Annotated in this window: 26 protein-coding genes; 11 read left to right on the top strand and 15 right to left on the bottom strand. The window is 64.9% G+C overall.

The annotated features are described in order from the left end of the window. The coding region (locus ACTG4K_RS18130; protein WP_439115627.1) for an aldehyde dehydrogenase family protein at window positions 1–671 on the bottom strand (671 nt) is incomplete at its 3' end. Between the two features lie 237 nt (window positions 672–908). Here ACTG4K_RS18130 and alaS point away from each other — a divergent pair. Next, window positions 909–3557, top strand: a complete 2649-nt coding sequence (gene alaS / locus ACTG4K_RS18135; protein ID WP_439115628.1) for an alanine--tRNA ligase — start codon at window positions 909–911, stop codon at window positions 3555–3557. Between the two features lie 7 nt (window positions 3558–3564). Here the strand turns inward: alaS and ACTG4K_RS18140 are convergent, their stop codons facing one another. Continuing rightward, window positions 3565–4509: a pseudouridine synthase gene (locus ACTG4K_RS18140; protein WP_439115629.1), complete on the bottom strand. Its 945-nt coding sequence runs from the start codon at window positions 4507–4509 to the stop codon at window positions 3565–3567. A gap of 173 nt (window positions 4510–4682) precedes the next feature. Here ACTG4K_RS18140 and ACTG4K_RS18145 point away from each other — a divergent pair, with 173 nt between their 5' ends. After that, window positions 4683–4910 carry a hypothetical protein gene (locus tag ACTG4K_RS18145; RefSeq protein WP_439115630.1) on the top strand — a complete coding sequence of 76 codons (228 nt, stop codon included), beginning with the start codon at window positions 4683–4685 and terminating at the stop codon, window positions 4908–4910. A gap of 9 nt (window positions 4911–4919) precedes the next feature. On the opposite strand, the gene trmB is transcribed toward ACTG4K_RS18145, so the two are convergent. The 4 genes from trmB to ACTG4K_RS18165 all read right to left on the bottom strand — a co-directional run bounded on the left by trmB (window position 4920) and on the right by ACTG4K_RS18165 (window position 8995). Then, window positions 4920–5699 carry a tRNA (guanosine(46)-N7)-methyltransferase TrmB gene (gene trmB, locus ACTG4K_RS18150; RefSeq protein WP_439115631.1) on the bottom strand — a complete coding sequence of 260 codons (780 nt, stop codon included), beginning with the start codon at window positions 5697–5699 and terminating at the stop codon, window positions 4920–4922. A gap of 101 nt (window positions 5700–5800) precedes the next feature. Continuing rightward, on the bottom strand, window positions 5801–6721 hold the full coding sequence (gluQRS, locus tag ACTG4K_RS18155) for a tRNA glutamyl-Q(34) synthetase GluQRS (protein ID WP_439115632.1): 921 nt from the start codon (window positions 6719–6721) through the stop codon (window positions 5801–5803). Between the two features lie 95 nt (window positions 6722–6816). Then, a complete protein-coding gene (locus ACTG4K_RS18160; RefSeq protein WP_439115633.1) occupies window positions 6817–7968 on the bottom strand; it encodes an NAD(P)/FAD-dependent oxidoreductase in 1152 nt (383 codons plus the stop codon). Window positions 7969–8047: 79 nt separating this feature from the next. Further along, window positions 8048–8995: a LysR family transcriptional regulator gene (locus ACTG4K_RS18165; protein WP_439115634.1), complete on the bottom strand. Its 948-nt coding sequence runs from the start codon at window positions 8993–8995 to the stop codon at window positions 8048–8050. 146 nt (window positions 8996–9141) lie between these two features. Between ACTG4K_RS18165 and ACTG4K_RS18170 the strand changes: the two genes are divergently transcribed. The 9 genes from ACTG4K_RS18170 (at window position 9142) to ACTG4K_RS18210 (ending at window position 19212) form a co-directional block, all read left to right on the top strand. Then, window positions 9142–9843, top strand: coding sequence for a pirin family protein (locus ACTG4K_RS18170; RefSeq protein WP_439115635.1), 702 nt, complete (start codon window positions 9142–9144; stop codon window positions 9841–9843). A gap of 52 nt (window positions 9844–9895) precedes the next feature. Continuing rightward, window positions 9896–10450, top strand: a complete 555-nt coding sequence (locus ACTG4K_RS18175) for a flavodoxin family protein (protein ID WP_439115636.1) — start codon at window positions 9896–9898, stop codon at window positions 10448–10450. A 64-nt stretch (window positions 10451–10514) separates the two neighbouring features. Then, entirely contained in the window at window positions 10515–11216 is a 702-nt protein-coding gene (locus ACTG4K_RS18180; protein WP_439115637.1) for a DUF599 domain-containing protein, read from the top strand. Window positions 11217–11294: 78 nt separating this feature from the next. Continuing rightward, window positions 11295–14861: a DNA polymerase III subunit alpha gene (dnaE, locus tag ACTG4K_RS18185; RefSeq protein ID WP_439115638.1), complete on the top strand. Its 3567-nt coding sequence runs from the start codon at window positions 11295–11297 to the stop codon at window positions 14859–14861. A gap of 75 nt (window positions 14862–14936) precedes the next feature. Continuing rightward, the gene (locus tag ACTG4K_RS18190; RefSeq protein WP_439115639.1) at window positions 14937–15146 is read left to right on the top strand and encodes a hypothetical protein; all 210 of its coding nucleotides are present in this window, start codon (window positions 14937–14939) and stop codon (window positions 15144–15146) included. 176 nt (window positions 15147–15322) lie between these two features. After that, window positions 15323–15742: a hypothetical protein gene (locus ACTG4K_RS18195; protein ID WP_439115640.1), complete on the top strand. Its 420-nt coding sequence runs from the start codon at window positions 15323–15325 to the stop codon at window positions 15740–15742. An 11-nt stretch (window positions 15743–15753) separates the two neighbouring features. Beyond that, a complete protein-coding gene (locus tag ACTG4K_RS18200; RefSeq protein WP_439115641.1) occupies window positions 15754–16503 on the top strand; it encodes a phosphopantothenoylcysteine decarboxylase domain-containing protein in 750 nt (249 codons plus the stop codon). A gap of 340 nt (window positions 16504–16843) precedes the next feature. Continuing rightward, complete coding sequence (locus ACTG4K_RS18205) at window positions 16844–18334, top strand: SulP family inorganic anion transporter (protein WP_439115642.1); 1491 nt, start codon at window positions 16844–16846, stop codon at window positions 18332–18334. A gap of 14 nt (window positions 18335–18348) precedes the next feature. After that, on the top strand, window positions 18349–19212 hold the full coding sequence (locus ACTG4K_RS18210) for a universal stress protein (protein WP_439115643.1): 864 nt from the start codon (window positions 18349–18351) through the stop codon (window positions 19210–19212). A gap of 26 nt (window positions 19213–19238) precedes the next feature. Here ACTG4K_RS18210 and tolA read toward each other — a convergent pair whose 3' ends face one another. From tolA to ACTG4K_RS18255, 9 genes are all read right to left on the bottom strand, one after another. Further along, on the bottom strand, window positions 19239–20138 hold the full coding sequence (gene tolA, locus ACTG4K_RS18215) for a cell envelope integrity protein TolA (RefSeq protein WP_439115644.1): 900 nt from the start codon (window positions 20136–20138) through the stop codon (window positions 19239–19241). A gap of 19 nt (window positions 20139–20157) precedes the next feature. Further along, window positions 20158–20574, bottom strand: coding sequence for a biopolymer transporter ExbD (locus tag ACTG4K_RS18220; RefSeq protein WP_439115645.1), 417 nt, complete (start codon window positions 20572–20574; stop codon window positions 20158–20160). Between the two features lie 2 nt (window positions 20575–20576). Beyond that, on the bottom strand, window positions 20577–21269 hold the full coding sequence (gene tolQ, locus ACTG4K_RS18225) for a protein TolQ (protein WP_439115646.1): 693 nt from the start codon (window positions 21267–21269) through the stop codon (window positions 20577–20579). Between the two features lie 54 nt (window positions 21270–21323). Beyond that, window positions 21324–21767, bottom strand: a complete 444-nt coding sequence (gene ybgC / locus ACTG4K_RS18230; RefSeq protein WP_439115647.1) for a tol-pal system-associated acyl-CoA thioesterase — start codon at window positions 21765–21767, stop codon at window positions 21324–21326. Further along, window positions 21764–22981, bottom strand: a complete 1218-nt coding sequence (locus ACTG4K_RS18235) for a pyridoxal phosphate-dependent aminotransferase (protein WP_439115648.1) — start codon at window positions 22979–22981, stop codon at window positions 21764–21766. The genes ybgC and ACTG4K_RS18235 overlap by 4 nt, the downstream gene beginning before the upstream one ends. Window positions 22982–22997: 16 nt before the next feature. Next, on the bottom strand, window positions 22998–23543 hold the full coding sequence (nusB, locus tag ACTG4K_RS18240; protein WP_439115649.1) for a transcription antitermination factor NusB: 546 nt from the start codon (window positions 23541–23543) through the stop codon (window positions 22998–23000). Window positions 23544–23643: 100 nt separating this feature from the next. Further along, window positions 23644–24108, bottom strand: coding sequence for a 6,7-dimethyl-8-ribityllumazine synthase (gene ribH / locus ACTG4K_RS18245; protein ID WP_439115650.1), 465 nt, complete (start codon window positions 24106–24108; stop codon window positions 23644–23646). Between the two features lie 32 nt (window positions 24109–24140). After that, on the bottom strand, window positions 24141–25271 hold the full coding sequence (gene ribBA / locus ACTG4K_RS18250) for a bifunctional 3,4-dihydroxy-2-butanone-4-phosphate synthase/GTP cyclohydrolase II (protein WP_439115651.1): 1131 nt from the start codon (window positions 25269–25271) through the stop codon (window positions 24141–24143). Beyond that, window positions 25268–25915 carry a riboflavin synthase gene (locus ACTG4K_RS18255; RefSeq protein ID WP_439115652.1) on the bottom strand — a complete coding sequence of 216 codons (648 nt, stop codon included), beginning with the start codon at window positions 25913–25915 and terminating at the stop codon, window positions 25268–25270. Before ACTG4K_RS18255 ends, ribBA begins: the two co-directional genes overlap by 4 nt. Between the last annotated feature and the right edge of the window lie 16 nt (window positions 25916–25931).

Below are 25931 nucleotides of genomic sequence, written 5' to 3' on the forward strand. Positions count from 1 at the left end.
GCAATGGAGTTGTCGGCATCGGCGGTGACCATGTTGAGCACGCCGGCTGGGATGCCGGCGCGAATGGCCAGTTCGGCGGCGGCCAGGGCCGTCAGGGGCGTGAGTTCGGCGGGCTTGATGATGACGGGACAGCCTGCGGCTAGCGCGGGCGCGACCTTGCGCGTGATCATGGCCAGCGGGAAGTTCCAGGGCGTGATGGCGGCGCAGACGCCGATGGGCTGCTTGAGCACCATCAGGCGGCGGTTGTTGTCGAACTGCGGCAGCGTCTCGCCGTTAACGCGCTTGGCCTCTTCAGCAAACCATTCCACAAAGCTCGCGCCGTAGGCCACTTCGCCTTTGGCTTCTGGCAGCGGCTTGCCCTGCTCGGCGGTCATGATGCGCCCCAGGTCGTCCTGGTTGGCCATGAGCAGGTCGTACCATTTGCGCAGGATGATGCTGCGCTCTTTGGCGGTCTTGCCCTTCCAGGCGGGCCAGGCGGCGTTGGCGGCGGCGATGGCGGCTTCGGCATCGGCCGGGCCCAGGTTGGCCACGTCGGCCAGCTTCAAGCCGGTAGCGGGGTCGAGTACGTCAAAGCGGCTGCTGCCTTGCACCCATTCGCCGTTGATCAGCGCGTCGGTTTTCAGCAGGGTCGGGTCCTTCAGCAGGGCCAGGGGGGAGGTTTTTATGTCCATGGGGTGTCTCCAGTTGTTCAACCTGAGGGGCGGGCGGTTGGCCCTCAGCAGCCTTCGAGCATAGTCTTTTGACGCCCGCCCGCCAGTGCCGCCGGTGACTTGCCCGGGGGTACCAGCGACGCTGGCGCTGCAAAAAAAGAACATGCCAAAGCCCAGCCCCAGAAGTGTTGGAAAATGCAGGGTTCGGCGCAGCACGCGCCACGCCACCCGTCGCAACCGAAACCCCACAAGGCCACCATGACCAGCCCAGCCTCCGTCGCCGACATCCGCAAGACTTTTCTGGACTTTTTCGCCTCCAAGGGCCACACCGTGGTGGCGTCCAGCCCGCTGGTCCCGGGAAACGACCCCACGCTCATGTTCACCAACTCGGGCATGGTCCAGTTCAAGGACGTGTTCCTGGGCACCGACAAGCGCCCCTATGTGCGGGCTGCGTCCGTGCAGGCTTGCCTGCGGGCCGGCGGCAAACACAACGACCTGGAAAACGTGGGCTACACCGCCCGCCACCACACCTTCTTCGAGATGCTGGGCAACTGGTCGTTTGGCGACTACTTCAAGCGCGAATCGCTGAAGTGGGCGTGGGAGCTGCTGACCGAGGTTTACAAGCTGCCGAAAGAGCGCCTGCTGGCCACGGTGTACGAAGAGGACGATGAGGCTTACGACATCTGGACCAAGGAAATCGGCCTGCCGCCCGAGCGCGTGATCCGCATCGGCGACAACAAGGGCGGGCGCTACAAGAGCGACAACTTCTGGATGATGGCTGACACCGGGCCGTGTGGCCCCTGCTCGGAGATCTTCTACGACCACGGCGACCACATCCCCGGCGGCCCGCCGGGCAGCCCGGAGGAAGACGGGGACCGTTTCATCGAGATCTGGAACAACGTGTTCATGCAGTTCAACATGGACGAAACCGGCGCGGTGACGCCGTTGCCCGCGCCCTGCGTGGACACCGGCATGGGGCTGGAGCGCCTGGCCGCCATCCTGCAGCACGTGCACAGCAACTACGAGATCGATATTTTTGACGCACTGATCAAGGCCGCTGGCCGCGAGACGGGCACCGCCGACCTCTCGAACCCCTCGCTGAAAGTGATCGCCGACCACATCCGCGCCACATCTTTCCTGATCAGTGACGGTGTGATTCCGAGCAACGAAGGCCGCGGCTATGTGCAGCGCCGCATCGTGCGCCGCGCCATTCGACACGGCTACAAACTGGGCCAGAAGACGCCGTTCTTCCACAAGCTGGTGCCCGATCTGGTGGCCGTGATGGGCGCTGCCTACCCCAACATGGCGGGCCAGGCACAACGCATTACCGAGGTGCTCAAGACCGAAGAAGAGCGCTTTTACGAAACGCTGGCCAACGGCATGGAGATTCTCGACGCCGCCCTGGCGCCCACTGAAGTCAACGGTCAAGCCGTTGAGGGCGCCAAGGTGCTGCCGGGCGACGTGGCCTTTAAGCTGCACGACACCTACGGTTTCCCACTCGACCTGTCGGGCGACGTCTGCCGCGAGCGCGGCCTGACGGTGGATGAAGCCGGTTTCCATGCCGCCATGGAAGCGCAGAAAGCCAAGGGCCGCGCGGCCGGCAAGTTCAAGATGGACAAGGCGCTGGACTACACCGGCGCCGGCAACACCTTCGTTGGCTACGAGCAACTCGAAGCCCCCGCCAAGGTGGTGGCGCTGTACCTGGACGGCACGGCCGTGGCCGATCTCAAGGCGGGCCAGCAGGGGGTGGTGGTGTTGGACACCACGCCGTTTTATGCCGAGAGCGGTGGCCAGGTGGGTGACGAGGGCGTTATCACCAGCGGCTCCGCCACGTTTGCCGTGGGCGACACGCAGAAGATCAAGTCGGATGTGTTCGGTCACCATGGCGTGATGGCGCAGGGCACACTGGCCGTAGGCGACACGGTGAACGCTAGCGTTAACCTGAACGTGCGCGCAGCCACCGTGCGCAACCACTCGGTCACCCACCTGATGCACAAGGCCCTGCGCGAGGTGCTGGGCACCCACGTGCAGCAGAAGGGCAGCCTGGTCGATGCCGACAAGACGCGCTTTGACTTCACGCACAACGCGCCGGTGACGGACGCGCAGATCCGTGAGATTGAGCAGCGTGTGAACGCCGAGATCGTGGCCAATGCGGCGACGCAGGCGCGCGTGATGGACATCGAATCGGCGCAGAAAACCGGCGCCATGATGCTGTTTGGCGAGAAGTACGGTGAGACCGTGCGCGTGCTCGACATCGGCTCCAGCCGCGAACTCTGCGGCGGCACGCACGTGGGCGCCACCGGCGACATCGGCTTCTTCACCATCACCGCCGAAGGTGGCGTGGCAGCGGGCGTGCGCCGCGTGGAAGCGGTGACGGGCCTGAATGCCTTGAACTATGTGCAGGGCATGGAAGCCACGCTCGGGGGTGTGGCCGGCACGCTCAAGGTCACGCCGGGCGAGGTGCCCGCCCGCGTGGGCGCGCTGCTGGAGCAGATGCGCGACCTGGAAAAGGAAATGAACGCGCTCAAGAGCCGGCTGGCTTCGGCGCAGGGTGACGAGCTGGTGAACCAGGCGGTCGAGGTCAAGGGCATCAAGGTTCTGTCCGCGGTGCTGGCTGGCGCCGATGCCAAAGGTCTGCGCGAGACGATGGACAAGCTCAAGGACAAGCTGAAAACAGCCGCCATCGTGCTGGCCGCAGTGGACGGTGGCAAGGTGCAGATTGCTGCCGGCGTGACCGCCGACGTGATGGGCAAAGTGAAAGCCGGCGAACTGGTGAACTTTGTGGCCCAGCAGGTGGGTGGCAAGGGCGGCGGCAAGCCCGACATGGCCATGGCAGGTGGCACCGATGCATCCGGTTTGCCCAAGGCGCTGGCTTCGGTGCAGGCCTGGGTGGCCGAGCGCGTTTAAGGTGGCGTCAGGGGCTGGGCCATTCCAGGCTCAGCCGGCTTTCAAACCGCCGCGCCTCGCCAGTGATGGGGTCGGTGAACGCGATGGCCTGGGCCAGCAGGCGCAGCGGCTTTGAAAAATCTTCCACCTCGTCCGGTCCGTGCAGCACGGTCGGGTAGAGCTGGTCGCCCACGATGGGAAGGCCCAGCGCGTTCATGTGCACCCGCAGCTGGTGGCGCTTGCCGGAAACCGGTGTCAAACGGTAGCGTGCCCAGGCGCCGCGTTGTTCCAGCGGTTCGATGTGGGTTTCGCTGTTGGGCGCTGCACCGTCGCTGGCTTCGCACATCCGGTAGAAGTCGGAAGGGTGTTCTACCAGGCGGCTGTGGCGCGTGTGGGGCCAGCTCACCGCTTCGCTCGCCGGAGCAATGGCTTCGTAGGTTTTGTGCATGGTGCGCCCGCTGAAGAGCGCGTGGTAGGCCCCGCGCTCGTCCGGGTTCACCGCAAACAGCACCAGACCGGCGGTTTCCCGGTCAATGCGGTGCAGCGGTGCCAGCTGGGGCAGCCCCAGTTTGCGCTGCAGGCGCACCAGCAAGGTCTGCTGCACAAAGTGCCCACCGGGCGTGACTGGCAAAAAATGCGGCTTGTCGGCCACCACCAGGTGCGCGTCTCGAAAGACCACCGTTTCCTCGAACGGCACCACCCGCTCGTCGGGTACCTCTCGGTAGTAAAAGAGGCGCGTGCCGCCACAGTAGGGCGCCTCGGGTGCCAGCGGGCGGGCGTCTTCATCCAGCACGTCGCCGTTGGCCAGCCGCGCGGCCCACACGGCGCGGCCCACCTCGGGCAGCCGTTGGTCCAGAAAGTCCAGCGTGCTGGCCCAGGGCGTGGCGCCCGGTGACGTGGCTGGCAGCGCCACGCAACTGGCCGCCACGCCGTGTCGTGCGGGAATCTGCGGGTGCCGGGTGGAGCGTGACATAAGGAACGAAGCCGGTAACCGTAAAGAGCGTATGAAACGTGTGCTGACGTGGTGACCGCACAAAGCGGGTATTCTCTGCCGCTTCTTGCCGGCCATTGCCCCGGCGCTGTATTGACATGCCCACGGGACCCGCCTTGAAAGCCGTTTTGAAACCCACCACTACCACCCGCCGATTGTCTGCACAGCCGCGGCGGGCCAAGGCACTTGCCGCGTTCTTGGTCAGCAGCCTGGCCCTGAGCGGCTGCGCCGTGATTGCGGTGGCAGACCTGGCCGCTTCGGCTGTGGTGGGGGTGGGTGGGCTGGCGGTGGACGCTGCGGTGGGCACCGTCAAGATCGGTGGCAAGGTCATTGGCAAAACGGCCGACGTGGTGCTTGGCTCCAGCGATGCACCTGCCGAATGAGTGCTGGCTTCAGACCCGTTTGAACACCAAGTCCCACACCCCGTGGCCGAGTTTCAGGCCGCGGTTTTCAAATTTGGTGAGGGGGCGGTAGTCGGGCTTGGGCACGTAGCCGCCCAGCGCGGGGTCGGTGGCGGTGTTTTGCAGCAGCGGCTCGGCGCTCAGCACCTCCAGCATTTGCTGGGCATAGGGTTCCCAGTCGGTCGCCAGGTGGATGTAGCCACCGGGTTTCAGGTGGCGTGCCAGGCGGTTCACAAACGGCGCCTGGATCAACCGGCGCTTGTTGTGTTTGGTCTTGTGCCAGGGGTCTGGGAAAAACACGTGCACGCCGTCCAGGCTGCCCTCGGGCAGCATGTGGTCCAGCACTTCGACCGCGTCGTGGCGGAAGATGCGGATGTTTTCAATGCCGCCTTCACCGCAGAGCTTGAGCAGCGCACCCACGCCGGGCTCGTGCACCTCGCAGCAGATGAAGTTGTCTTGCGGGCGCGCCTGGGCAATCTGCGCCGTGGCGCCACCCATGCCAAAGCCAATTTCCATGACCAGCGGTGCGGTGCGCCCGAAAGCGGCGGCCACGTCCAGCGGGGTCGGTGCGTAGTGCAGCAAAAAGCGCGGACCAAATTGCTCGTAGGCCCGTTGTTGCCCCGGGCCGGTGCGCCCTGCACGCAGCACGTAGCTTTTGATCACGCGCATGAAGGGCACGCCTTCGGGCAGGGGTTTGGCGGTCTGGGCGCTGGCTGAAGGCGTGGTTTCGGCGGCTGCGCCGGGTGGGCTGGGCTGGTGGTCGGGTGTCATGGCAGAGCGGGCAAAAGGGGTGGCAGATTGTAGGCGCCGGGGCAGATGGCCCCCCGGCCTGCCGGGCGCCCGGTGGACTCAAACCGTCGAGTGGGGGCGTATCAAGCCCGCAGGGCCGCGTGGAGGTGCGTCCAGGCCAGCGTCCAAAGCGCGAGCGCTTCGGCCAGCGGCCGTTGTGTGCCGGGCAAACCAAGGCAGGCCGCAGCCCGGTTCAGCGCGGCCAAAGGGTCGCTCAGGTCCAGCGGCTGGGCGCCGTTTTGTTTGCTCAGCTTTTCGCCATTGGCGCCCAGCACCAGCGGGGTGTGCAGGTAGGCGGGCTTGGGCACCGCCAGCGCCCGCTGCAGCAACAGCTGTCGCGGCGTGTTGTCGGCCAGGTCTTCGCCGCGCACCACATGCGTGATGCCCTGGGCGGCGTCGTCCACCACCACGGCCAGCTGGTAGGCCCACAGGCCATCGGCGCGTTTCAGCACAAAGTCGCCCACGTCGGTGGCCACGTTTTGTACCTGGGGCCCCAGGCGCCGGTCGGTCCAGTGCACCTCGGCCTGTTCCGGCGGCACGGCGAAGCGCCAGGCGCGGGGTGGCTTGCCTTGCAGTCCACCGTTGTCGGGGCGGCAGGTGCCGGGGTAGACCGCCGCACGATGGCGCTCACGGTCTTGGCCCTGGGCGTGCAAACTGGCTTCGATGTCTTTGCGCGAGCAGCCACAAGGATAGGCGTGGCCAGTAGTTACCAAACGCTCCAGCGCCTGCTCGTAAAACGCGCTGCGCTGCGATTGCCAGACCACGGCCTCATCGCTGCTCAGGCCGCAGGCGGCGAGCTGTTGCAGGATGAACCGGTCGGCGCCGGGTGGGCAACGCGGTGTGTCCACGTCTTCAATGCGCACCAGCCAGGCGCCGTTGTGGGCGCGGGCGTCGAGCCAGCTGGCCAGCGCTGCAACCAGCGAGCCCGCGTGCAGCGGTCCGGTGGGCGAGGGCGCGAAGCGACCTCGGTAGGGGAAGGATGACACCATGTTTGCAGCGTGCATGTCTGAGCCAGCGCACACTGCGGAACCGACTTTGCCGGGCCGCTGGTGTGGTTCCCCCAGCGAAGAAGCCGCGCAGTTGTGCAGAGGGAGAGGGGTTACACCATCGCCAGCGCCAGCTCCAGGCCAGACACAAAGGCGTCTTCCACCCGGTGGCCCAGGCACCAGTCACCGCACAGGCCAATGCCCAGCGTCTTGTCGTAAATGAACGGGCGGCCCAGCGGCTGCTGCGTTTGGGCAAAGCGCCAGCGGTGCACCTCGGCGTGGGTGGGTGTGGCGCGAATGCCGGTGATTTCAGCGAAGCCCTTGAGCAGCTTGGCCTTGACGCGCTCGGCGTCGTCTTCCAGGTGCTTGACCGACCAGGCCGGGCTGGCTTGAACGGTCCAGCGTTCGATCGGGTCGCGGCCTGGCTTGCTGCTTTCACGCGCCAGCCAGCTGATGCGGTGGTGCACGCTGCGGGCGGCATTCCACTGGGGCCCCAGGTGCGGCAGGCCCGGCTGCATGGCGTTGGGGTAGGCCACCATCAGCGTCCAGCAGGGTGCCACCTTCACGGCGTCCAGCTCGTGGCGCAGTTCGGGCGAGTGGCCTGAAGCCAGCAGCAGGTCGTGTGTCTGCAGATGCGGCATGGCCAGCACGATGCGGTCAAAGCCGCCATGCACATGCAGGCCACCTTCGGCGTCTTCAGCGCGCAGCTGCCATTGGTTGGGGTGCAGGGCGTCGCGTTCGATGTGGGTCACGCGGGTGCCGGTCAGCGTGCTGGCCGCCAGGTTGCCATGCAATTCGGGCTGTGCCAGCGGCTCGGCCCAGTACTTCACCAAGGCGTTCATGCCAGGTTTGGCCACAAAGTGGGGTTCGGTGGGCGGGGGCGCACTGGCCAGCACCCGTCCCTTGTCGTCAAGCACGCGCACGGTGTTGGCGCTCCAGGGGCGCACCACCGTCTGTGCCGTGAGCAGGGCTTTGGCAAAGCGCTTGTCGCGCACGGTGAAGTACTGCGTGCCGTGGTCGAAACCGCCAAACTCGGTGCGGCGGGTGGACATGCGGCCACCCAGACCGCGGCTTTTTTCGATCAGTGTGACGCGGTGCCCCGCCTGCACCAGTGTGCGGGCGCAGGCCACACCCGCCATGCCAGCACCCACCACCGCAAAGTGCAGCTGGGCTGGCGCGGCTTTGGCCGCCTTTTTGAGGGCGGTTTTGCTGGCGGGTTTGCTTTTGGACAAGGCTGGGGCGCGGGTTTTTTTGGCTGTGGTCATGTCTCTTGGCGCGTTGGGTTTTGGGGTTGACTCGAAGTTGACTGTAGCAGCCTGTTTGCCGCCGTGAAGCCGGGTTGCATCAAATCTGGTGGTGGTTGTTGAGCAAGGCAGCCCGGGTGGTCGGGTGTTGCAGCCGTTCCAGCCACCAGCGCAGCGCCCGGCCGGTGTCACCGACGCTGCGTGGCTGGCGCCAGGCGTAAGCCAGGTGGATCACGCGGTTGGGCCGCTGCACGGTTTTCACTACCAGGCGCCCGGCATTGATGAACGGCAGCGCCAGCGGCAGCGGCAAAAAACCGGCGCCCAGGCCGCGCAGTTGCGCTTCCAGCTTGTGCTGCATGGTGGGCACGGTGAGCACGTCCTGGCCGGGCTGCAGGTTGTGCGTGATGCCGCGGCCACGCAGGGTGCTGTCGGCCACGGCCACCGCGCGGTGCACGCGCAGTTCTTCGTCACACAGGCTGTGGCTGGCTGAGGCCAGTGGGTGGTGGGGCGCCACGGCGTACACAAAGTCCAGGGAGCCCAGCGGGGCAGTCTGTATGTCGGGCTGGGCCAGCTCGCTGGGCACACCCAGCGCCAGGTCGGCCTGGCCGCTTTGCAGGGCTTCCAGCGTGCCCGAAAGTGTTTCGGCACGCAGCTTCAGGCGGGTGGGTGAGGCCTCGCCGTAAAACGCCTCGCACAGTTCGAACAGCGTGGCGCGGGCAATGATCGCGTCGGCCGCGATGGTGAGCTGGGGCTCCCAGCCGGTGGCCACCCGCTTGACGCGCTGGGCCACGGCATCCAGTTCGTTCAGCAAGTACTGTCCCGAGCGCAGCAGCTCGGCCCCGGCCGGTGTGAGCTGGGCGCGGCGCGCGCTGCGGTCAAACAGCAGCACGTCCAGCGCGTCTTCAATCTGCCGAATGCGGTAGGTCAGGGCGCTGGGCACCATGCCCAGTTCGCGGGCGGCAGCTGCCATGCTGCCAAGCCGCGCCACGGCTTCCAGCAAGCCCAGGTTTTCGGGTGACAGCGCTGCACGGGGCGTGTGAGAGGCCATGGTTCAAAGCGGTTGATTGTTCAATTGAATTGAATGATGCCATCAAAACCGTGCAAACTGCGTGTCGTTTGAGGCGCCCACAATGTACACATTCCGGCGCGCAATCCAAACGGATGAAGCCAAAACCAGACGAAAAGGACCACCCGATGATGCAAGTTCGACGCTCCGAAGCCCGCGGTTTTGCCGACCATGGCTGGCTCAAGAGCTTTCACTCTTTTTCTTTCGCAGAGTATTTCGACCCCACCTGGATGGGCTGGGGCAACCTGCGCGTGATCAACGAAGACCGCATTGCACCGGGCACTGGCTTTGGCACCCACGGCCACCGCGACATGGAAATCATCAGCTATGTGTTGCAGGGCAACCTGGCGCACAAAGACAGCATGGGCAACGTCAAGGGCATCCCGCCGGGTGACGTACAGCGCATGAGCGCCGGGAGCGGTGTGCGCCACAGCGAGTTCAACCACGCGCCCGACCAGACCACGCACTTTTTGCAGATATGGATCGAACCCAACGCAACCGGCATCGATCCCGGCTACGAGCAAAAGAGCTTCGCCGACGCTGAGAAGCGCGGTCAGCTCCGGTTGGTAGCTTCCAACGGCGGAGCACAGGGCTCTGTGCACATCAACGCCGATGCATCGATGTACGCCGGCCTGTTCAACGGCACGGAATCCGCCGAGCTTCAGCTGAACCCAACGCGCAAGGCCTATGTGCATCTGGTGCGCGGCTCGCTGCTGGTCAACGGCGAGCGCTTGCAGGGCGGTGACGCTGCGGTGCTGGCCGGTGAAGGTGCGCTCACCCTGGCTCAGGGCAACGACGCCGAAGTGCTGGTGTTTGACCTGGCCGCCTGATACATCCCTTTCCATTCTCGCGCCCGAGCGCATTCACCCAGGAGTTTTCTCAATGACAAAAGTGGTTGTGGTTTTTCATTCCGGCTATGGCCATACCCAGCGCATGGCGCAGTCGGTGGCTGATGGCGCCAACGCCGAGTTGCTCGCGATCGACGCTGACGGCAATCTGCCCGAAGGTGGCTGGGACACGCTGAACGACGCTGACGCGATCATCATGGGTTCGCCCACCTATATGGGCACCGTGAGCTGGCAGTTCAAAAAGTTTGCCGATGCGTCCAGCAAGCCGTGGTTCAGCCAGGCCTGGAAAGACAAGGTGTTTGCCGGCTTCACCAACAGCGCCACCATGAACGGCGACAAGCACTCCACGCTGCACTACCTGTTTACCCTGGCCATGCAGCACAGCGGCATCTGGGTGGGTACCGGCCTGATGCCCAGCAACAGCAAAGCCGCCCAACGCAACGACGTGAACTACGTGGGCTCCTTCACCGGCGCCATGGCCCAGAGCCCGTCAGACGCGGGCGCCAACGAAATGCTGCCTGGCGACCTGGAAACCGCCCGCCTGTTTGGCGAGCGCGTGGCCGCCACCGCCGCCCGCTTCAAAGGCTGATCGGCCGTGGCGCGGTGCAGGCATTGCCCCCGCCATGTGCCCGCGGCGCAGTAACATCCGCCGCATGAACATTTTCAGCCTCATTCCCTGGGCAGACTGGCTGGCGCTGGTCTGCTTTTTCGCGCTGTGGATCGGCTACGCGCTGTTTGCCCGGGTGTGGGGGCGCAAAAAAGGCTCGCTGATCCAGACCACCAACCGCTACCGCGGCTACTGGATGGCGCAGGCCACGGCGCGAGATCCCCGCATGCTCGACGGTCTCATCACGCAGACACTGTCGCACACACCGTCGTTTTTTTCGTCCACCTCCATTCTGGTCATCGGTGGCTTGTTTGCGCTGCTGGGCACCACCGACAAAGCCACCGAGCTGATGAGCGAAATTCCGTTCGCCCAAACCACCACGCTGATCGTTTTCGAATTCAAGATCCTCGTGCTGGTGGCCATTTTTGTGTACGCATTTTTCCGCTTTTCGTGGTGCATGCGGCTTTACACCTTTGTGGCCCTGGTCATTGGTGCCATGCCGGCGCCCGAAGACTTCGACTCGGGCAAATTTGACCGCAAACACCATGCCGACCGGGCCGCCGCCATGGTGGGGGCAGCCGCCGAGACCTTCAATGATGGCCTGCGCGCCTACTATTTTTCGTTCGCGGCGCTGGCCTGGTTCATTTCCCCGCTGTCCATGGTGCTCGCCACGCTGATCGTGGTGGCCATTCTGTACAGCCGCGAGTTTCGGTCTGAGGTGCTGCACATCTTGAAAGACGAAGGCTGATTTTTCGGCCGCTTCGGTGCGGCCTCCTTGCATCGCCTGGGACCAAGGCCGCCCGGCCCGGCCTTCTAAAATGGCTGCATGTTCATACACCTGCGCCTGCACACCGAATTTTCCGTCGTTGACGGCACCAACCGCATCGACGACGTGGTGGCCGCTGCGGCCGCCAATGGCCAGCCCGCGCTGGCCATCACCGACCTCAACAACCTGTTTGGCGCCGTCAAGTTTTACAAAGCCGCGCGCGGCGCCGGGGTGAAACCCCTGCTGGGTGCCGAGGTGATGCTGCAAGGTTTCACCGAAGAAACCCTGGGCGCGATGCCCGGTAGCCACCAGCCAGCTGCCCCGCGCGTGGTGCTGCTGGTGCAAGACAAACAGGGCTACCTGAATTTGTGCGAACTGCTGGCCCGCGCCTGGACGCGCAACGACGGCCGCGGCGGTGCGCTGGTGCAGCGCGAATGGCTGGAAGAGCTCAACGGCGGGCTGCTCATGCTCTCGGGCGCGCAGGCGGGGCCGGTGGGGCAGGCGCTGATCCAGGGTGACGCCCAGCGGGCCGCCGATGTGGCGCTGAAGCTGGCCGGGTTGTTCACGCACCGCTTCTACATTGAGCTGCAGCGGGCTGGCCGGGTGGACGACGAGCGCCATGTGACCGCTGCGGTGCAGCTGGCCGCGCGCCTGCACCTGCCGGTGGTGGCCACGCACCCGGTGCAGTTCACCGAACCGGACGACTACGAGTCGCACGAGGCGCGGGTGTGTATTTCCGATGGCGAAATTTTGGGCAACAACCGGCGCGTGCGCCGCTTCACCCGCGAACAGTATTTCAAGAGTGCCGAGCACATGGTGGCGCTGTTCCATGACGTGCCCAGCGCCGTGGCCAACACATTGGAAATTGCCAAGCGCTGCAACCTCACGCTGGTGCTGGGCAAGCCGCAGCTGCCCAACTTCCCCACACCGCTGATCGATGGCGTGCCGATGCCGATGGAAGATTTCTTCCGCTTGTCGTCGTTTGAGGGCCTGGAAGAGCGGCTGGCGCACCTGTACCCCGACGTGGCCAAACGCGACGCCGAACGCCCACGCTATGTGGCGCGGCTGGAGTTCGAGATCAACACGATCTTGAACATGGGCTTCCCCGGTTACTTCCTGATCGTGGGCGACTTCATCAACTGGGCCAAGAAAAACGGCTGCCCGGTAGGCCCGGGCCGCGGTTCGGGTGCCGGCTCGCTGGTGGCCTATGCGCTGAAGATCACCGACCTGGACCCGCTGCAATACAACCTGCTGTTTGAGCGCTTTTTGAACCCCGAGCGGGTGTCCATGCCCGACTTCGACATCGACTTTTGCCAGACCAACCGCGACCGGGTGATCGACTATGTGAAAGACAAATACGGCAAAGATGCCGTGAGCCAGATCGCCACCTTCGGCACCATGGCGGCGCGCGCCGCCATTCGAGACGTGGGCCGCGTGCTGGACTTTTCCTACGGTTTTTGCGACGGCATTTCCAAACTGATCCCGAACAAGCCGGGCATGTCGGTCACGCTGCAGTACCCGCCCAACCCGAAGAAGGAAGGCGACAAAAACAACTATGCCATCGAGATGGAGCCGGTGCTGGCCGAGCGCATCAGCAAAGAAGATGACGTGAAAACGCTGATCGAGCTGGCGCAAAAGCTCGAAGGCATGACGCGCAACATCGGCATGCACGCCGGCGGTGTGCTCATTGCGCCGGGCAAGCTCACCGACTTCACCCCGCTGTACGCCCAGCCCGGCAGCGACTCGGCCGTGAGCCAGTACGACAAGGACGACGTGGAGGCCGTGGGCCTGGTGAAGTTTGACTTCTTGGGGCTGGCCACGCTGACCATTCTGGAGATTGCGCGCGAGTTCATCGCCAAGCGCCACAAGGGCCAGGAAGATTTTTGCTTTGAAAACGTGCCGCTGGACGATGCACGCGTTTACGCGCTGTTTTCGCGCGGGCAGACCGAAGCCGTGTTTCAGTTTGAAAGCCGCGGCATGCAGGGCATGCTCAAAGACGCCAAGCCCAGCCGCCTGGAAGACCTGATTGCGCTGAACGCGCTGTACCGTCCCGGCCCCATGGACCTGATCCCCAGCTTCGTGGCGCGCAAGCACGGGCGCGAGGTGATCGAGTACCCGCACCCGCTGGTGGCCGACATGCTGAGCGAGACCTACGGCATCATGGTGTACCAGGAGCAGGTGATGCAGACCGCGCAGATCCTGGGCGGCTATTCGCTCGGCGGCGCCGACATGCTGCGCCGCGCCATGGGCAAGAAGAAGGCCGAAGAAATGGCCGAGCACCGCGCCATTTTTCGCGCGGGTGCGGCCAAAAATGACATCAGCCAGGAAAAGGCCGACGAGATTTTTGACTTGATGGAGAAGTTCGCGGGCTACGGCTTCAACAAGTCGCACGCCGCTGCTTACTCGCTCCTGGCCTACCACACAGGTTGGCTCAAGGTGCACTACACCGCCGAGTTCTTCTGCGCCAACATGACGGTGGAGATGGACGACACCGACAAGCTCAAGGTGCTGGTGGACGATGCCCACAAGATGGGCATCACGTTTGAGGCGCCCGATGTGAACCGAGGCTTCCACCGCTTCGAGCCCATCACCGACAAGTCGATCCGCTACGGGCTGGGGGCCATCAAGGGCACCGGTCAGCTGGCCATTGAAGCCATCGTGGCGGCGCGCGAAGGGCGCGGCGACGGCCCCAACGGCGGCGAGGCGGGACCGTTCAAAAGCCTGTTTGACTTCTGCCGCCGGGTCGACCGCTCCCGCCTGAACAAGCGCACGGTGGAAGCGCTCATCAAGGCTGGCGCGTTTGACTCGCTGCACCTGAACCGGGCCGAGGTGCTCGCCTCGGTGGAGCGAGCCTTTGACTTTGCCGCCGCCAGCGTGGCCAACGCCAACCAGGGCGGCCTGTTTGACTTGATGGGGGGCGACGACCACGGCTCCAGCACCCAGGAACCCGAGCTGGTGGCGACCACGCCCTGGGGCGTGAAAGAGCGCCTCACGCTGGAAAAAACGGCGATGGGCTTCTACTTTTCAGGCCACCTGTTTGACGAGGTGCAGCGCGAAGTGCGCCGCTTTGCCCGCACCGCCCTGGAAGACGTGACGGAAAGCCGCGACCCGGTGATCCTGGCCGGCATCGTGACCGACTTTCGCGTCATCAACGGCCAGCGCGGCAAGCTGGCGCTGTTCAAGCTGGACGACAAAACCGCGGTGTTGGAAATCAGCGCCGACGAAAACCTCATCAACCTGCACCGCAATTTGCTCAAAGACGACGAGCTCATCATCGTGCAAGCCGTGGCCCAGCCCGACCGCTTTTCGGGTGGCCTGCGGCTGAAGATCCAGCAGATATGGGACCTGGCCTCGGCCCGCTGCCGTTTCGGCAAATACCTGCGCGTGGCGGTGAACGGCACGGCACCCGCAGTGCACACCCTGGTGCGTGAATTTCCGCCCAAGCGCGAGGTGACCGAGCAGGGCGAGCTGGTGCGCGGCTTGCCGGTGCGCCTGGCGCTGCAGCGCAGCGGCGCGCAGTGCGAACTGCAGCTGGATGACCGAGCGCTGTTCTTCCCCACCGACGCCGCGCTGGCCAGCTGGATGGCGCAGGCCCACGAACAGCGGGCCGAGATCGTGTTCGACTGAAGCCCGCTGTTCGCTGGTGTATGGGGCGCGCACCGCCTTTGCGCGCATTCGGCAGGTGTTTTTCAACGGCTCGACATGCCCAGGGCATCATGGCGCAGCGATCTGTCGCCGCTGCAGGCGCTGGACGACCCGACCACGGTCTGGACGCTGAAGACCATCCAGTACGCCTGGCGCTCGCCGGCCAACAAAAGCTTGCGCCAAGCCTGGGCTGAAGCGGTGCGGGCCGGCACGGGCGATGAACGGGCCGCCGGCCCACCCCCGCAGCTCCCCGATGCCGCCACCTAGTGCGCTCGCGGCCATCCGGCCGTCCAGACACTGGCCCTCAGCCTGTGATGCGACACCTCCGCCGCCTCGGCGCAAGCCATTTTTCATGCCATGCAGCGCATGCCCTACCGCTTCAGGCTCTGGCAAGAAACCGCCTCTCGCACCCTGGCGCGTGCAACACCAAGGCCAACCTGCAGGTGGCCTTGCTGCGCGCGCTGGACATCGAAGCTGGCTTTGTTGAAGTGCCGCTTGACATTGGCGTGCTCGCCGTGCTCACGCCCCAGGCGCGGCGCGCGCTTATGCGCACCCAGGTCAAGCACAACTTTGCGGCTGCGAAGCGGTCGGGGCGCTGGCACCCGGCCGACGCTTCCCTCTGTGACTCCAGCTGCATGCTGTTCACCGAAGCGGCCCCATACCCGCGTGCCATGGTGCCGGCCTGTTTTGAGGAAGGGCTCACCTTTCACCCGGTGGCCCACATCCATACTGAAATGGGCAAGAAGAGCTGCTTTCTGCCACGGCACTTTGAAGCCATGAACACGCGGCTCGGCCACACCTGGCGCAGCATGCCGCCCGCCCACGCTGCGCCCCACCCGACACACGCCGCCCGCTGCACCTAAGGACGCCACCGATGAGCCTGTACCACTGGGATTTTTCTGCAACCACCCCCAAGCACCCTGGGCGACCACGACGTTCCCCCGGTGTCGCAGCGCCTGACCGGACGCCGCATCGCCTGGCTGGTCTTGCCCGGGACCGAGTTGCTGTGCATCGCGGTGGCGCAGGCGTTGAGCACGTCCCCGCTGGCCGCCCAGCGCATTCTGGTGACCGCCGGCCCACGCCGGTACCGATGGATGGCGTGCGCCGCATTGCCAACCGGTTCCGTGGCCGGCTGGGTGCGGCCATTGCCGCAGAACTGGTGTGGCGCGGTGCCGACGCCGAACTGCTGCTGGGTGACGGCGCCTGGTGCCCCACCAAGCCCCTGCGCCTGAGCATCGCGCGCACCTTTGATGCGTACTGCGATGGCGTGGCCGACTACCGGCCGCGCCAGGCGGTGCGGGGCAAGATCCCGTCGGGCCAGGCCGAGCTGATGCTGGCGCTGGAGCCCACCGAAAAGGTGATCGATCTGGCCTGCGAAGCGGCGCTTGCCATGGCCTGTGTGGCTTTCAATGGCCTGGGCGGTGTGGGCACAGAAGCGCAGAAGCGCTGGTGCGCGTGGCCGCAAAACGCCTGGGGTGTGCCAGCCTGGTGGTTGCCACCCGGGGTGAGACACGCGGGGCAGCGAACAGCGCGCCCTGATGCTGCAGGCCAGCGGCACCACGCCGGTGGAAGGCAAGCCGCGCATTGCGGCCTTCGTGGTCGACCACCTGCAAGCCCTGGCTGACGGGCAGGGCGCTGCGGACGGAGCGCTTTAAACTACACGGCTTCAACAGCACCGGGTTGCGCCATGCAGCGTCTTGAACCCGGTTTGGTTTCCCTTGCAGAGACACCCTTGTAAAGCCTCAGCCTGGCCGTTTGTTTCAACGCATTCCCTCCCATGTTCGCGCATGGGCGAGGATGTTGCGTAGCGCGGCTCGCCCCTGGGCTGAGACCGACCAGGCCTCCCCTTGATCGAATGCCTGCGGCCCCCGTGTACTTGTGGGCCTCAAAGTCCACGTGTTTTCCTTGTTTTTTGTCGTTTTGTGAGGCTGCGGCTGGTCCGTGCTGTCACGGGAGAATTTCTTTTGTTTAAAAATTTCCAACAGGACTGGACGGCCAACGTCCGCAACGACCTGCTCGCTGGCTTGGTGGTGGCGCTGGCCCTGATTCCTGAGGCCATTGCTTTTTCCATCATCGCGGGAGTTGACCCTAAGGTGGGTCTTTATGCATCGTTCTCCATTGCCACCATCATTGCTTTCATGGGTGGTCGTCCCGGCATGATATCGGCCGCCACGGGCGCCATGGCGCTGGTGATGGTGACCCTGGTGAAAAGCCATGGGCTGGAGTATTTGCTCGCCGCCACGGTGCTCACCGGGGTGCTGCAAATACTGGCGGGCTGGTTCAAGCTCGGCGTGCTGATGCGCTTTGTATCGCGCTCGGTGGTCACGGGTTTTGTGAATGCGCTGGCCATTTTGATCTTCATGGCGCAGTTGCCTGAACTGAACCCGCAAACCGTGGGCGTGACCTGGCATGTGTACGCCATGACCGCTGCCGGCCTGGTCATCATTTACGGTTTCCCCTACATCACCAAGGCCGTGCCCTCGCCGCTGGTCACCATTGTGGTGCTCACGGGTGTCTACCTCGTGTTGGACATGGACATCCGCACTGTGGGCGACATGGGCGAGCTGCCCGACAGCCTGCCGGTCTTCCTGATCCCGGACATTCCGCTCAACCTGGAAACGCTGCAGATCATCTTCCCGTATGCGCTCACGCTGATGGTGGTGGGCCTGCTGGAGTCGCTCATGACCGCCACCATCGTCGACGACCTGACCGACACCAAGAGCGACAAAAACCGCGAGTGCGTGGGCCAGGGGGTGGCCAACATCGCCACCGGCTTCATGGGCGGCATGGCTGGTTGCGCCATGATCGGCCAGTCGGTGATCAACGTGAAATCGGGTGGGCGCGGGCGCCTCTCGACGCTCACAGCTGGCGTGGTGCTGCTGATTCTGGTGGTGTTTCTGGGTGACTGGGTGAAGCAGATTCCCATGGCCGCCCTGGTGGCAGTGATGATCATGGTGTCCATCGGCACCTTCAACTGGGGTTCGGTGCGCAGCCTTCGCGAGCACCCCGCCAGCTCCAGCGTGGTGATGGTTGCCACCGTGGTGGTGACCGTGGCCACGCACGACTTGGCCAAGGGCGTGCTCACCGGCGTGCTGCTGTCGGGCTTCTTTTTTGCTCACAAGGTCGGCCAGATCCTGCGCATTCGCTCGTTGGCCGAAGACGAAGGCCGCCTGCGCACCTACACCGTCACCGGCCAGGTGTTCTTCGCTACCGCCGACCGCTTCAACGACGCATTCGACTTCAAGGAGGTCATTGAACGCGTGCGCATCGACGTGAGCCGCGCGCATTTCTGGGACATCACGGCCGTGAGCGCGCTCGACAAAGTGGTGCTGAAGTTTCGGCGCGAGGGCACCGACGTCGACATCATTGGCCTGAACGAGGCCAGCGCCACCATGGTGGACAAGTTTGGCGTGCACGACAAAGACGGCGCCGAAGACTTGCTGGCTGGCCACTGAAAGCGAGAACTTCTATGAATACCGACAACAAAGTGCTCGCCTGTGTGGACCAGTCCGCTTTTGCCGACCATGTGACCGACTACGCCGCCTGGGCCGCGCAGCGTTTGGGCGCGCCGCTGGAGCTGCTGCACGTGATCGACCGCCACCCCGAAACCAGTGCTAGCCAGGACCACAGCGGTTCGCTCACGCCCAATGCGCAAGAGAGCCTCCTGGGCGAGCTGGCCGCTGCCGATGCGGTGCGAAGCAAGGCCGCCCGCGAGCAGGGGCGCCTGTTTTTGAACCGCTTGCGTGAACGTGCGCTGGCCGCCGGTGTGCAAACTGTGGACGTGCGCCAGCGCCTGGGGCATCTGGACGAAACCCTGCACGAGCAACAGAACGGCGTGCGCCTGTTCGTCCTGGGCCGCCGTGGCGAATCCGCCCATTCCACCCCGCGCGACCTGGGCCGAAACGTGGAGCGCGTGGTGCGTGCGCTGGACCGCCCGATCTTGACCGTGACCGAAGGCTTCAAAGCACCTGAGCGCGTGCTGATTGCTTTTGACGGCAGCAGCATCACCCGCAAGGGGGTGGAGATGGTGGCCGGCAGCCCGCTCTTTCACGGTTTGCCGGTGCACCTGCTCATGGCGGGCAAAGCCAGCCACGACGGACCCAAACAGATGGCCTGGGCCACCGCCAAGCTGGAAGCGGCTGGTTTGGGCGTGGTGGGCGAGATCGTGCCCGGCGAGCCTGAGCGCGTGATTGCGCAGGCCATTCAGGCCAGAAATATGGATGTGCTGGTGATGGGCGCCTATACCCACTCGCCGCTGCGCAGCCTGGTGTTGGGCAGCAAAACAACCGACCTGCTGCGTGCGGCGCGCATTCCGACCCTGCTGTTGCGCTGACGGTTGACAGGCCGGTAAGGCCCCGCTCAGTCCAGCGGGCGCAGCCCAATGATGAGCGATGAAGGCACCCGGCCGTCGGTGTCGCGGGGCAGGCTGCCGGTGCGGTCAATCGCACGCAACACCGCTTCGTCCCAGGCCGGGCTGCCACTGGGCTTGACGATGCGCCGCGCGGTGATGGTGCCGTCGGGCAGGGTGCGCACCTCCACCTCGGCGCGGGGGTTGCCGCTTACCGTTTCGGTGAACACCACGTTGGGTTTGATGCGCGCTGCCACCCGCCCGCCGTAAGCGGCTGAGGGCCCGCTGGACTGCTGCGCGGTACCGGTGGCCTGTGGGGCGCCGCTGGCGCCAGCCTGGGCCATGAAGCGGCGCTTCTGTGCATCGCGCTCTTTCGCCGCCAGTTCGTCCAGCCGCTTTTCTTCGGCCAGCTGGCGTTCTTTCTCGCGTTTTTGCTGCGCGAGCTGCTGCTGGCGCTCTTTCTCTGCTGCGGCTTTGTCCGCCTCGGCTTTTTTGGCGGCAGCCAGCTTCTCTTGAGCGAGCTTGTCGGCAGCGGCCTTTTTGCTGGCTTCCGCCTGCGCCTTTTTCAGATCGGCTTGCGCTTTTTCCTTGGCCTGAGCGGTGGCGATGTCGGCCTGGCTGGGTCCCGGCGGGGGCGGGGCAGGCTGCGCAACCGGTTGGGGTTTGGGGGCTGGTGCGACGGGAGGCGGCGGTGGCGGCGGTGGTTCCACCGCCCGGGGCGCAGCCGCCTGCGGCATGCGTGACCAGATTTCGGCCTCAAACGCCACTGGTGGCGCATCGCGCTGCCAGGCCACACCCCAGGTGAGCGCGGCCACCAGCAGGCCGTGCACCACCAGCGCCAGACCCAGCGGCCCGAGCCAGCGGCCGGGCTGCGGCGGGGCCAGGTTCAGGTGGTCAGCGGTGGTCTGCATGGGTGGGGTGCGGGTACCGTTAAAGGGTAGACAACGCCACCCGCTGCACACCAGCGGCGCGCAGCCGGCGCACCACCTCCATCACGGCGTCGTACTTCACGTTTTTGTCGGCACTCACCAGCACCGGCATGTTGTCGGTGCCGGTGCTGAGCGCCTGCACCCGGCTCACCAGCTGGCCCAGTGCCACATCGGCCGGGGGCTGGCTGCCTTTTCCCATGCGCACCTGCAGCCGCTCGGTTTTGTCGATCATCACTTCAACGAACACATCGGGTGTGCGGTTGGCTTGACCCACGCTGGGCAGGTCGATCTGGCTCGGCGTGATCAGCGGCGCGGTGACCATGAAAATGATCAGCAGCACCAGCATCACGTCGATGAAGGGCACCATGTTGATTTCATTTTTGGTGCGCCGGGCGCGGCGGGATGATGCGACGGCCATGCTTACTGCCCGGCAGGGGACTGCGCCCCCAGGTTGCGCTGCAAGATGTTGGAAAACTCTTCCATGAAGGTTTCCATGGTGTTGGCCAGGCGGTCAATGTCGTGCGCAAACCGGTTGTAAGCCACCACCGCCGGGATGGCCGCAAACAGGCCAATGGCGGTGGCCACCAGCGCTTCGGCAATGCCCGGCGCCACCGAGGCCAGCGTGACCTGCGCCAGCGAAGCCAGACCGGTGAAGGCGTGCATGATGCCCCACACCGTGCCAAACAGGCCCACATAAGGTGCGACCGAACCCACCGTGCCCAGAAACGAGAGGTTGACTTCCAGAGCATCCAACTCGCGCTGAAAGCTGGCCCGCATCGCGCGGCGTGCACCGTCCAGCAGGGCGCTGTTGTCGGTGATGCGGCGTTCGCGCAGTTTTTGGTATTCGCGCATGCCACTGGCAAAAATGCGTTCCATAGGACCGCCGTGCTGGGCACTTTGCGCGGCTGCGGCATACAGGCTGTTGAGATTGCCGCCCGACCAGAACTCGCGCTCGAACTCGTCGTTGAATTCCCGCACGCGCTTGATGGCGAAGACCTTGCGGAAAATGGCTGCCCAGCTGATGACCGACATGCCCACCAACAGCAGCACCACCGCTTGCACCACCCAGCTCGCGTTGAGCATCAATTGAACAATGGAGAGATCGTGGTTCATGGCGGTCTGAGTTCGAGAAACGGAAAAGGTTGCGGGCTGGTGCGCCGCAGACGCTTACGCGGGCGCCTTGAGCGCGCCGAGGATGGCGGCTGGAATGCGCTGCGGCCGCAGGGTGCTGGCGTCTACCCAGCCTATGCGGATGATGCCCTCGCAGAGCAGGGGTGTATCCCCATCGGGGGTTGCGGCTTGCGGGCGCGCGGTTTGCTCGATTGTGAGCGAGGCACGCCCGGCTTCTTGCACGCGGGCGGTAACCAAAAGCAAATCGTCGAGCCGGGCAGGGCGGTGGTATTTCACCTGGGTGGCGGTCACCACAAACATACCGCCCACCTGCTCGCGCAGGCTTTGCTGCTCGATGCCGAGCGCGCGCAGCCATTCGGTGCGGGCACGCTCGAAAAACTTCAGGTAGTTGGCGTAAAAAACGATTCCACCGGCGTCGGTGTCTTCCCAGTACACCCGCACGGGCCAGGTGAACTGACTGGGTGTGGCGGTGGTGTTCACAGCGCAGCCTCCAGCCGAGCCACGGCCTCACGCAGTTGGGCCATTGAGTTGGCGGTGGAAAAGCGCAAGTAGCGCCCAGGGTCGGCGCTGCCGAAATCGCGCCCTGGCGTGGTAGCCAGCTGGCAGCGCTGCATGAGTTCAAACGCCAGTGCCCAGCTGCCTCCGGCGTCGGGGCTGCTTTGGGGTGGAATGCCCCAGCGCGCGCACAGGGCGCTTACGTCGGCCCACGCGTAAAAGGCGCCGTCGGGCATCACGGGAACGGTGATACCCAGGCGGTTGAGTTCGGGAATGAAGTAGTCGCGCCGGGCCTTGAATTCGGCGCGACGGCGTTCGTATTCGGCCAGGGTGTCGGGTTCAAAGCAGGCCAGCGCGGCATGCTGCGCGATGGTGCTGGCGCAAATGAACAGGTTTTGTGCCAGCCGCTCCACCGCGGGTACCAGCCCCGGGGGCAGCACCAGCCAGCCCAGGCGCCAGCCGGTCATGTTGAAGTATTTGCTGAAACTGTTGACGCTGATGACTTCGTCACCCAGCCCATCGGGCAGGCCCAGAGCGCTGTGGCCATAGGCATCGTCATAGCTCAGGCCCAAGTAAATTTCATCCACCAGCGTCACGCCGCCGCGCTCGCGCACAAAACGCGCAATGCGTTCCAGTTCGTCGCGGGCAATTGACGTACCCGTGGGGTTGGACGGTGATGCCAGCAACACCCCGCGCGTGGACGGGCCCCAGGCCGCCTGCACTTGCGCCGCGCTGAGCTGAAAGCGATCGGCCGGGCCTGCGGGCAGCAGTACGGCAGTGCCCTCGGCAGCCTGCACAAACTGGCGGTTGCAGGGGTAGCTGGGGTCGGGCATCAGCACTTCGTCGCCGGCCTCGATGAGCGCCAGGCAGGCCAGCTGCAAGGCGGCCGAAGCGCCTGCGGTCACGACGATGCGGGCCGGGTCAATGTCCAGCCCAAAGCGGGTGGCGTACCAGCCGCTGATGGCTTCGCGCAGCGCGGGCAGGCCGGTGGCTGGTGTGTACTGGCTGCGGCCGTGGCGGATGGCGCGTTCGGCCGCTTGCTGCACGGGCAACGGTGCCGTGAAGTCCGGCTCACCGATGTTGAGGTACAGCATGGGCCGTTCGCCCGGCTGTGCGGCTGCGGCCATGGCCGATGCCGCTTTGGCCAGCTCCATGACGTAGAAGGGTTCGACGCGTTGCGCCCGCTGGGCAATCCTCATGTCATTGCGGGGTGGGTCAAGCTGCGTCGTCTGCCGCGGCCGGAGCGGCGGCGGGTGCTACCCCGGCAGGCGCCGGGGCCTTGCGGGCGCCGGCTTTGACCGGCGCTGCAGCCACTTCGACCGGACGCAATTGGGCGGCCAGCTGGTGCAGCACGCCGTTCACATATTTGTGCCCGTCGGTGCCGCCAAACGATTTGGCAAGTTCAATGCACTCGTTGAGCACCACGCGCCACGGCACATCCAGGCAATGCTGAAACTCGTAAACACCGATCCAGAGCACGCCACGTTCGATGGGTGAAAGCTCCACCAGCGGGCGGTCGAGCAACGGGGTGATGAGCGTGTCCAGCGCGCTGGACTCGGACACGCAGCCGTGAAGCAGGGCGTCATAGTGCACGCTGTCGGCTTTGTGAAAGCCGGCCAGGTCGCGCGTGAAGGCGTCGATATCGCCCGCCTCGTTGCGGCCCACCAGGTGTTGGTATAGCGCCTGCAGGGCAAATTCGCGTGCGCGCGTGCGGGCCGACTTTTCAGCCGCTTTGCGAACTTTGGGGGGAGCGTTGTTCATGTCGGTCTTCATGGGGTGTGGCCAGCCCGGATGGGGGCTGTGTCAGGGCTGGTGGGGCAGGCTGGTGGCGTGTTGGCCAACCCTGGCGGGTGTTTGGTGTTCATCCGATGTGTTCGAGCACATGGGCCATTTCAACAGCCACGCGGGCAGCGTCTTGCCCTTTTTCGGTCTGGCGGGCCACCGCCTGTTCCAGGTTTTCGGTGGTCAAAATGGCATTGGCAATGGGGATCTGGTAGTCCAGCGACAAGCGCGAAACCGACGCGCCCGACTCGTTGGCCACCAGCTCAAAGTGGTAGGTTTCACCGCGGATGATGCAGCCCAGCGCAATCAATGCATCAAAGTCGTCGCGCTCGGCCATGGCTTGCAGCGCCACCGGCACTTCCAGCGCGCCGGGCACCGTGACGTGGGTGATGTTTTTTGCTTGCACCCCCAACGCCAGCAACTCGGCATGGCAGGCGGCATACAGCGCGTTGGTGATGCCTTCGTTGAAGCGGGCCTGAACAATGCCGATGCTGAATTTTTTGCCATCCAGTAGGTTGGCTGTTCCTTTGTCTGCGCCGAACATGGTGATTTCCGTTTCTTGGGTAAGGGAGGTGGTCAGGCGTTGCGGCTCAGGTAGCCGGTGATTTCCAGGCCGTAGCCGGTCATGCTGGGCATGCGGCGCGGGTTGCCCATGAGGCGCATTTTTTGCACGCCGCAGTCGCGCAAGATCTGCGCACCCACGCCGTAGGTGCGCAGGTCCATGCGGCCGCGCTCGGGCGCTTGGGCCGAGCGCGCGGTGCCCTCAAACTGGGCCAGCAGCTGTTCGGCGGTTTCGCCGCAGTTCAACAGCACGGCCACACCGGCGCCCGCCTCGGCAATGTGCCTTAGGCTGGCTTCCAGGCTCCAGCTGTGCATGGAACGGCCCACTTCCAGCGCGTCCAGCACCGACAGCGGCTCGTGCACGCGTACATCCACGCTCTGGTTGGCTGACCAGTTGCCTTTCACCAAGGCCAGGTGCAGGGCGCCGCTGGGTTTGTCGCGGAAGGCGGTGGCGCTGAATTCGCCAAAAGCGGTGTTCAGGCTGCGTGTGCCCAGCTTTTCCACCAGGCTCTCGGTGCGGCTGCGGTGTTCAATCAGGTCTGCAATGGTGCCAATCTTGAGGCCGTGTTCGGCTGCAAACAGCTGCAGGTCGGGCAGGCGGGCCATGGTGCCATCGTCTTTCATGATCTCGCAGATCACGGAAGCGGGCGAGCAACCCGCCATCACAGCCAGGTCGCAGCCGGCCTCGGTGTGGCCGGCGCGCATGAGCACGCCACCGTCCACCGCCTGCAGCGGGAAAATGTGGCCCGGCTGCACCAGATCGTCGGGCACGGCTTTCGGGTCGACCGCCGCTTGCACGGTGCGCGAACGGTCGGCGGCTGAAATGCCGGTCGTTACGCCTTCGGCGGCTTCAATCGACACGGTAAAGGCAGTGCCTTTTTTGTCGCCGTTGCGCGCCACCATGGGCGGCAGCTTCAGCTGTTCGCAGCGCTCGCGCGACAGCGTGAGGCAGATCAGGCCACGGCCGTAACGGGCCATGAAGTTGATGGCATCGGGCGTGACGTGGTCGGCCGCCAACACCAGGTCACCTTCGTTTTCGCGGTCTTCTTCGTCCACCAGAATCACGATGCGGCCAGCCCGCATGTCGGCCACGATGTCTTCAACCGGGGAGATTTGAACCGGTGCCAGGGTGTCTTGGGCGCTCATGCGTTGTTGTCCTTGGGGGTGGGGTTGCCGGCGCTGAGCATGCGCTCCACATAGCGCGCGACGGTGTCGATTTCGAGGTTGACCGGGTTGCCCGCAGTCAGTTGGCCCAGCGCGGTGTTTTCCACCGTGTGGGGAATGAGGTTGATGCTGAATTCGCAGCCCTGCGCGCTGTCGCTCACACGGTTCACTGTCAGGCTGACGCCGTTCACCGTGATTGAGCCTTTGTAAGCCAGGTATTTGCCCAGCTCGGGCGGCGCCATCACGCGCAGTTCCCAGCTTTCACCCACTTGGGCAAAACGCGTCACCGTGCCCACGCCGTCCACATGACCCGACACAATGTGCCCGCCCAGACGGTCGTGTGCGCGCAGCGCTTTTTCAAGGTTGATGCGGTGGCCGATGTCGGCAAGGCCGGTGGTGCGGGCCAGCGATTCGGCTGAAATGTCGATGGTGAAATGGCGCTGGGGCAGGTCCAGCGACGTGACCGTCATGCATGCGCCGTTGAGCGCAATGCTGTCGCCCAAGCCAACGTCGTCGAGGTAGCCTGGCGGCGCCTCTAAGGTGAGTCGCCTGCCATGGTCCAATGAGCTGCCCAGAGCGTGGAGGGCGGCGATGCGCCCCACGCCGGTGATGATGCCGGTAAACATAGGGGCTTATTTTCGC

Source organism: Hydrogenophaga sp. (assembly GCF_965657535.1).
Taxonomy (GTDB): Bacteria; Pseudomonadota; Gammaproteobacteria; order Burkholderiales; family Burkholderiaceae_C; genus Hydrogenophaga.

Bases quoted from the DNA above. Each gene is read 5' to 3' on its own strand.
- alaS (WP_439115628.1), top strand. From the start codon at position 909: ATGACCAGCCCAGCCTCCGTCGCCGACATCCGCAAGACTTTTCTGGAC.
- ACTG4K_RS18140 (WP_439115629.1), bottom strand. From the start codon at position 4,509: ATGTCACGCTCCACCCGGCACCCGCAGATTCCCGCACGACACGGCGTG.
- trmB (WP_439115631.1), bottom strand. From the start codon at position 5,699: ATGACACCCGACCACCAGCCCAGCCCACCCGGCGCAGCCGCCGAAACC.
- gluQRS (WP_439115632.1), bottom strand. From the start codon at position 6,721: ATGCACGCTGCAAACATGGTGTCATCCTTCCCCTACCGAGGTCGCTTC.
- ACTG4K_RS18160 (WP_439115633.1), bottom strand. From the start codon at position 7,968: ATGACCACAGCCAAAAAAACCCGCGCCCCAGCCTTGTCCAAAAGCAAA.
- ACTG4K_RS18165 (WP_439115634.1), bottom strand. From the start codon at position 8,995: ATGGCCTCTCACACGCCCCGTGCAGCGCTGTCACCCGAAAACCTGGGC.
- ACTG4K_RS18170 (WP_439115635.1), top strand. From the start codon at position 9,142: ATGATGCAAGTTCGACGCTCCGAAGCCCGCGGTTTTGCCGACCATGGC.
- ACTG4K_RS18175 (WP_439115636.1), top strand. From the start codon at position 9,896: ATGACAAAAGTGGTTGTGGTTTTTCATTCCGGCTATGGCCATACCCAG.
- ACTG4K_RS18180 (WP_439115637.1), top strand. From the start codon at position 10,515: ATGAACATTTTCAGCCTCATTCCCTGGGCAGACTGGCTGGCGCTGGTC.
- dnaE (WP_439115638.1), top strand. From the start codon at position 11,295: ATGTTCATACACCTGCGCCTGCACACCGAATTTTCCGTCGTTGACGGC.
- ACTG4K_RS18190 (WP_439115639.1), top strand. From the start codon at position 14,937: ATGCCCAGGGCATCATGGCGCAGCGATCTGTCGCCGCTGCAGGCGCTG.
- ACTG4K_RS18200 (WP_439115641.1), top strand. From the start codon at position 15,754: ATGAGCCTGTACCACTGGGATTTTTCTGCAACCACCCCCAAGCACCCT.
- ACTG4K_RS18210 (WP_439115643.1), top strand. From the start codon at position 18,349: ATGAATACCGACAACAAAGTGCTCGCCTGTGTGGACCAGTCCGCTTTT.
- tolA (WP_439115644.1), bottom strand. From the start codon at position 20,138: ATGCAGACCACCGCTGACCACCTGAACCTGGCCCCGCCGCAGCCCGGC.
- ACTG4K_RS18220 (WP_439115645.1), bottom strand. From the start codon at position 20,574: ATGGCCGTCGCATCATCCCGCCGCGCCCGGCGCACCAAAAATGAAATC.
- tolQ (WP_439115646.1), bottom strand. From the start codon at position 21,269: ATGAACCACGATCTCTCCATTGTTCAATTGATGCTCAACGCGAGCTGG.
- ACTG4K_RS18235 (WP_439115648.1), bottom strand. From the start codon at position 22,981: ATGAGGATTGCCCAGCGGGCGCAACGCGTCGAACCCTTCTACGTCATG.
- nusB (WP_439115649.1), bottom strand. From the start codon at position 23,543: ATGAACAACGCTCCCCCCAAAGTTCGCAAAGCGGCTGAAAAGTCGGCC.
- ribH (WP_439115650.1), bottom strand. From the start codon at position 24,108: ATGTTCGGCGCAGACAAAGGAACAGCCAACCTACTGGATGGCAAAAAA.
- ribBA (WP_439115651.1), bottom strand. From the start codon at position 25,271: ATGAGCGCCCAAGACACCCTGGCACCGGTTCAAATCTCCCCGGTTGAA.
- ACTG4K_RS18255 (WP_439115652.1), bottom strand. From the start codon at position 25,915: ATGTTTACCGGCATCATCACCGGCGTGGGGCGCATCGCCGCCCTCCAC.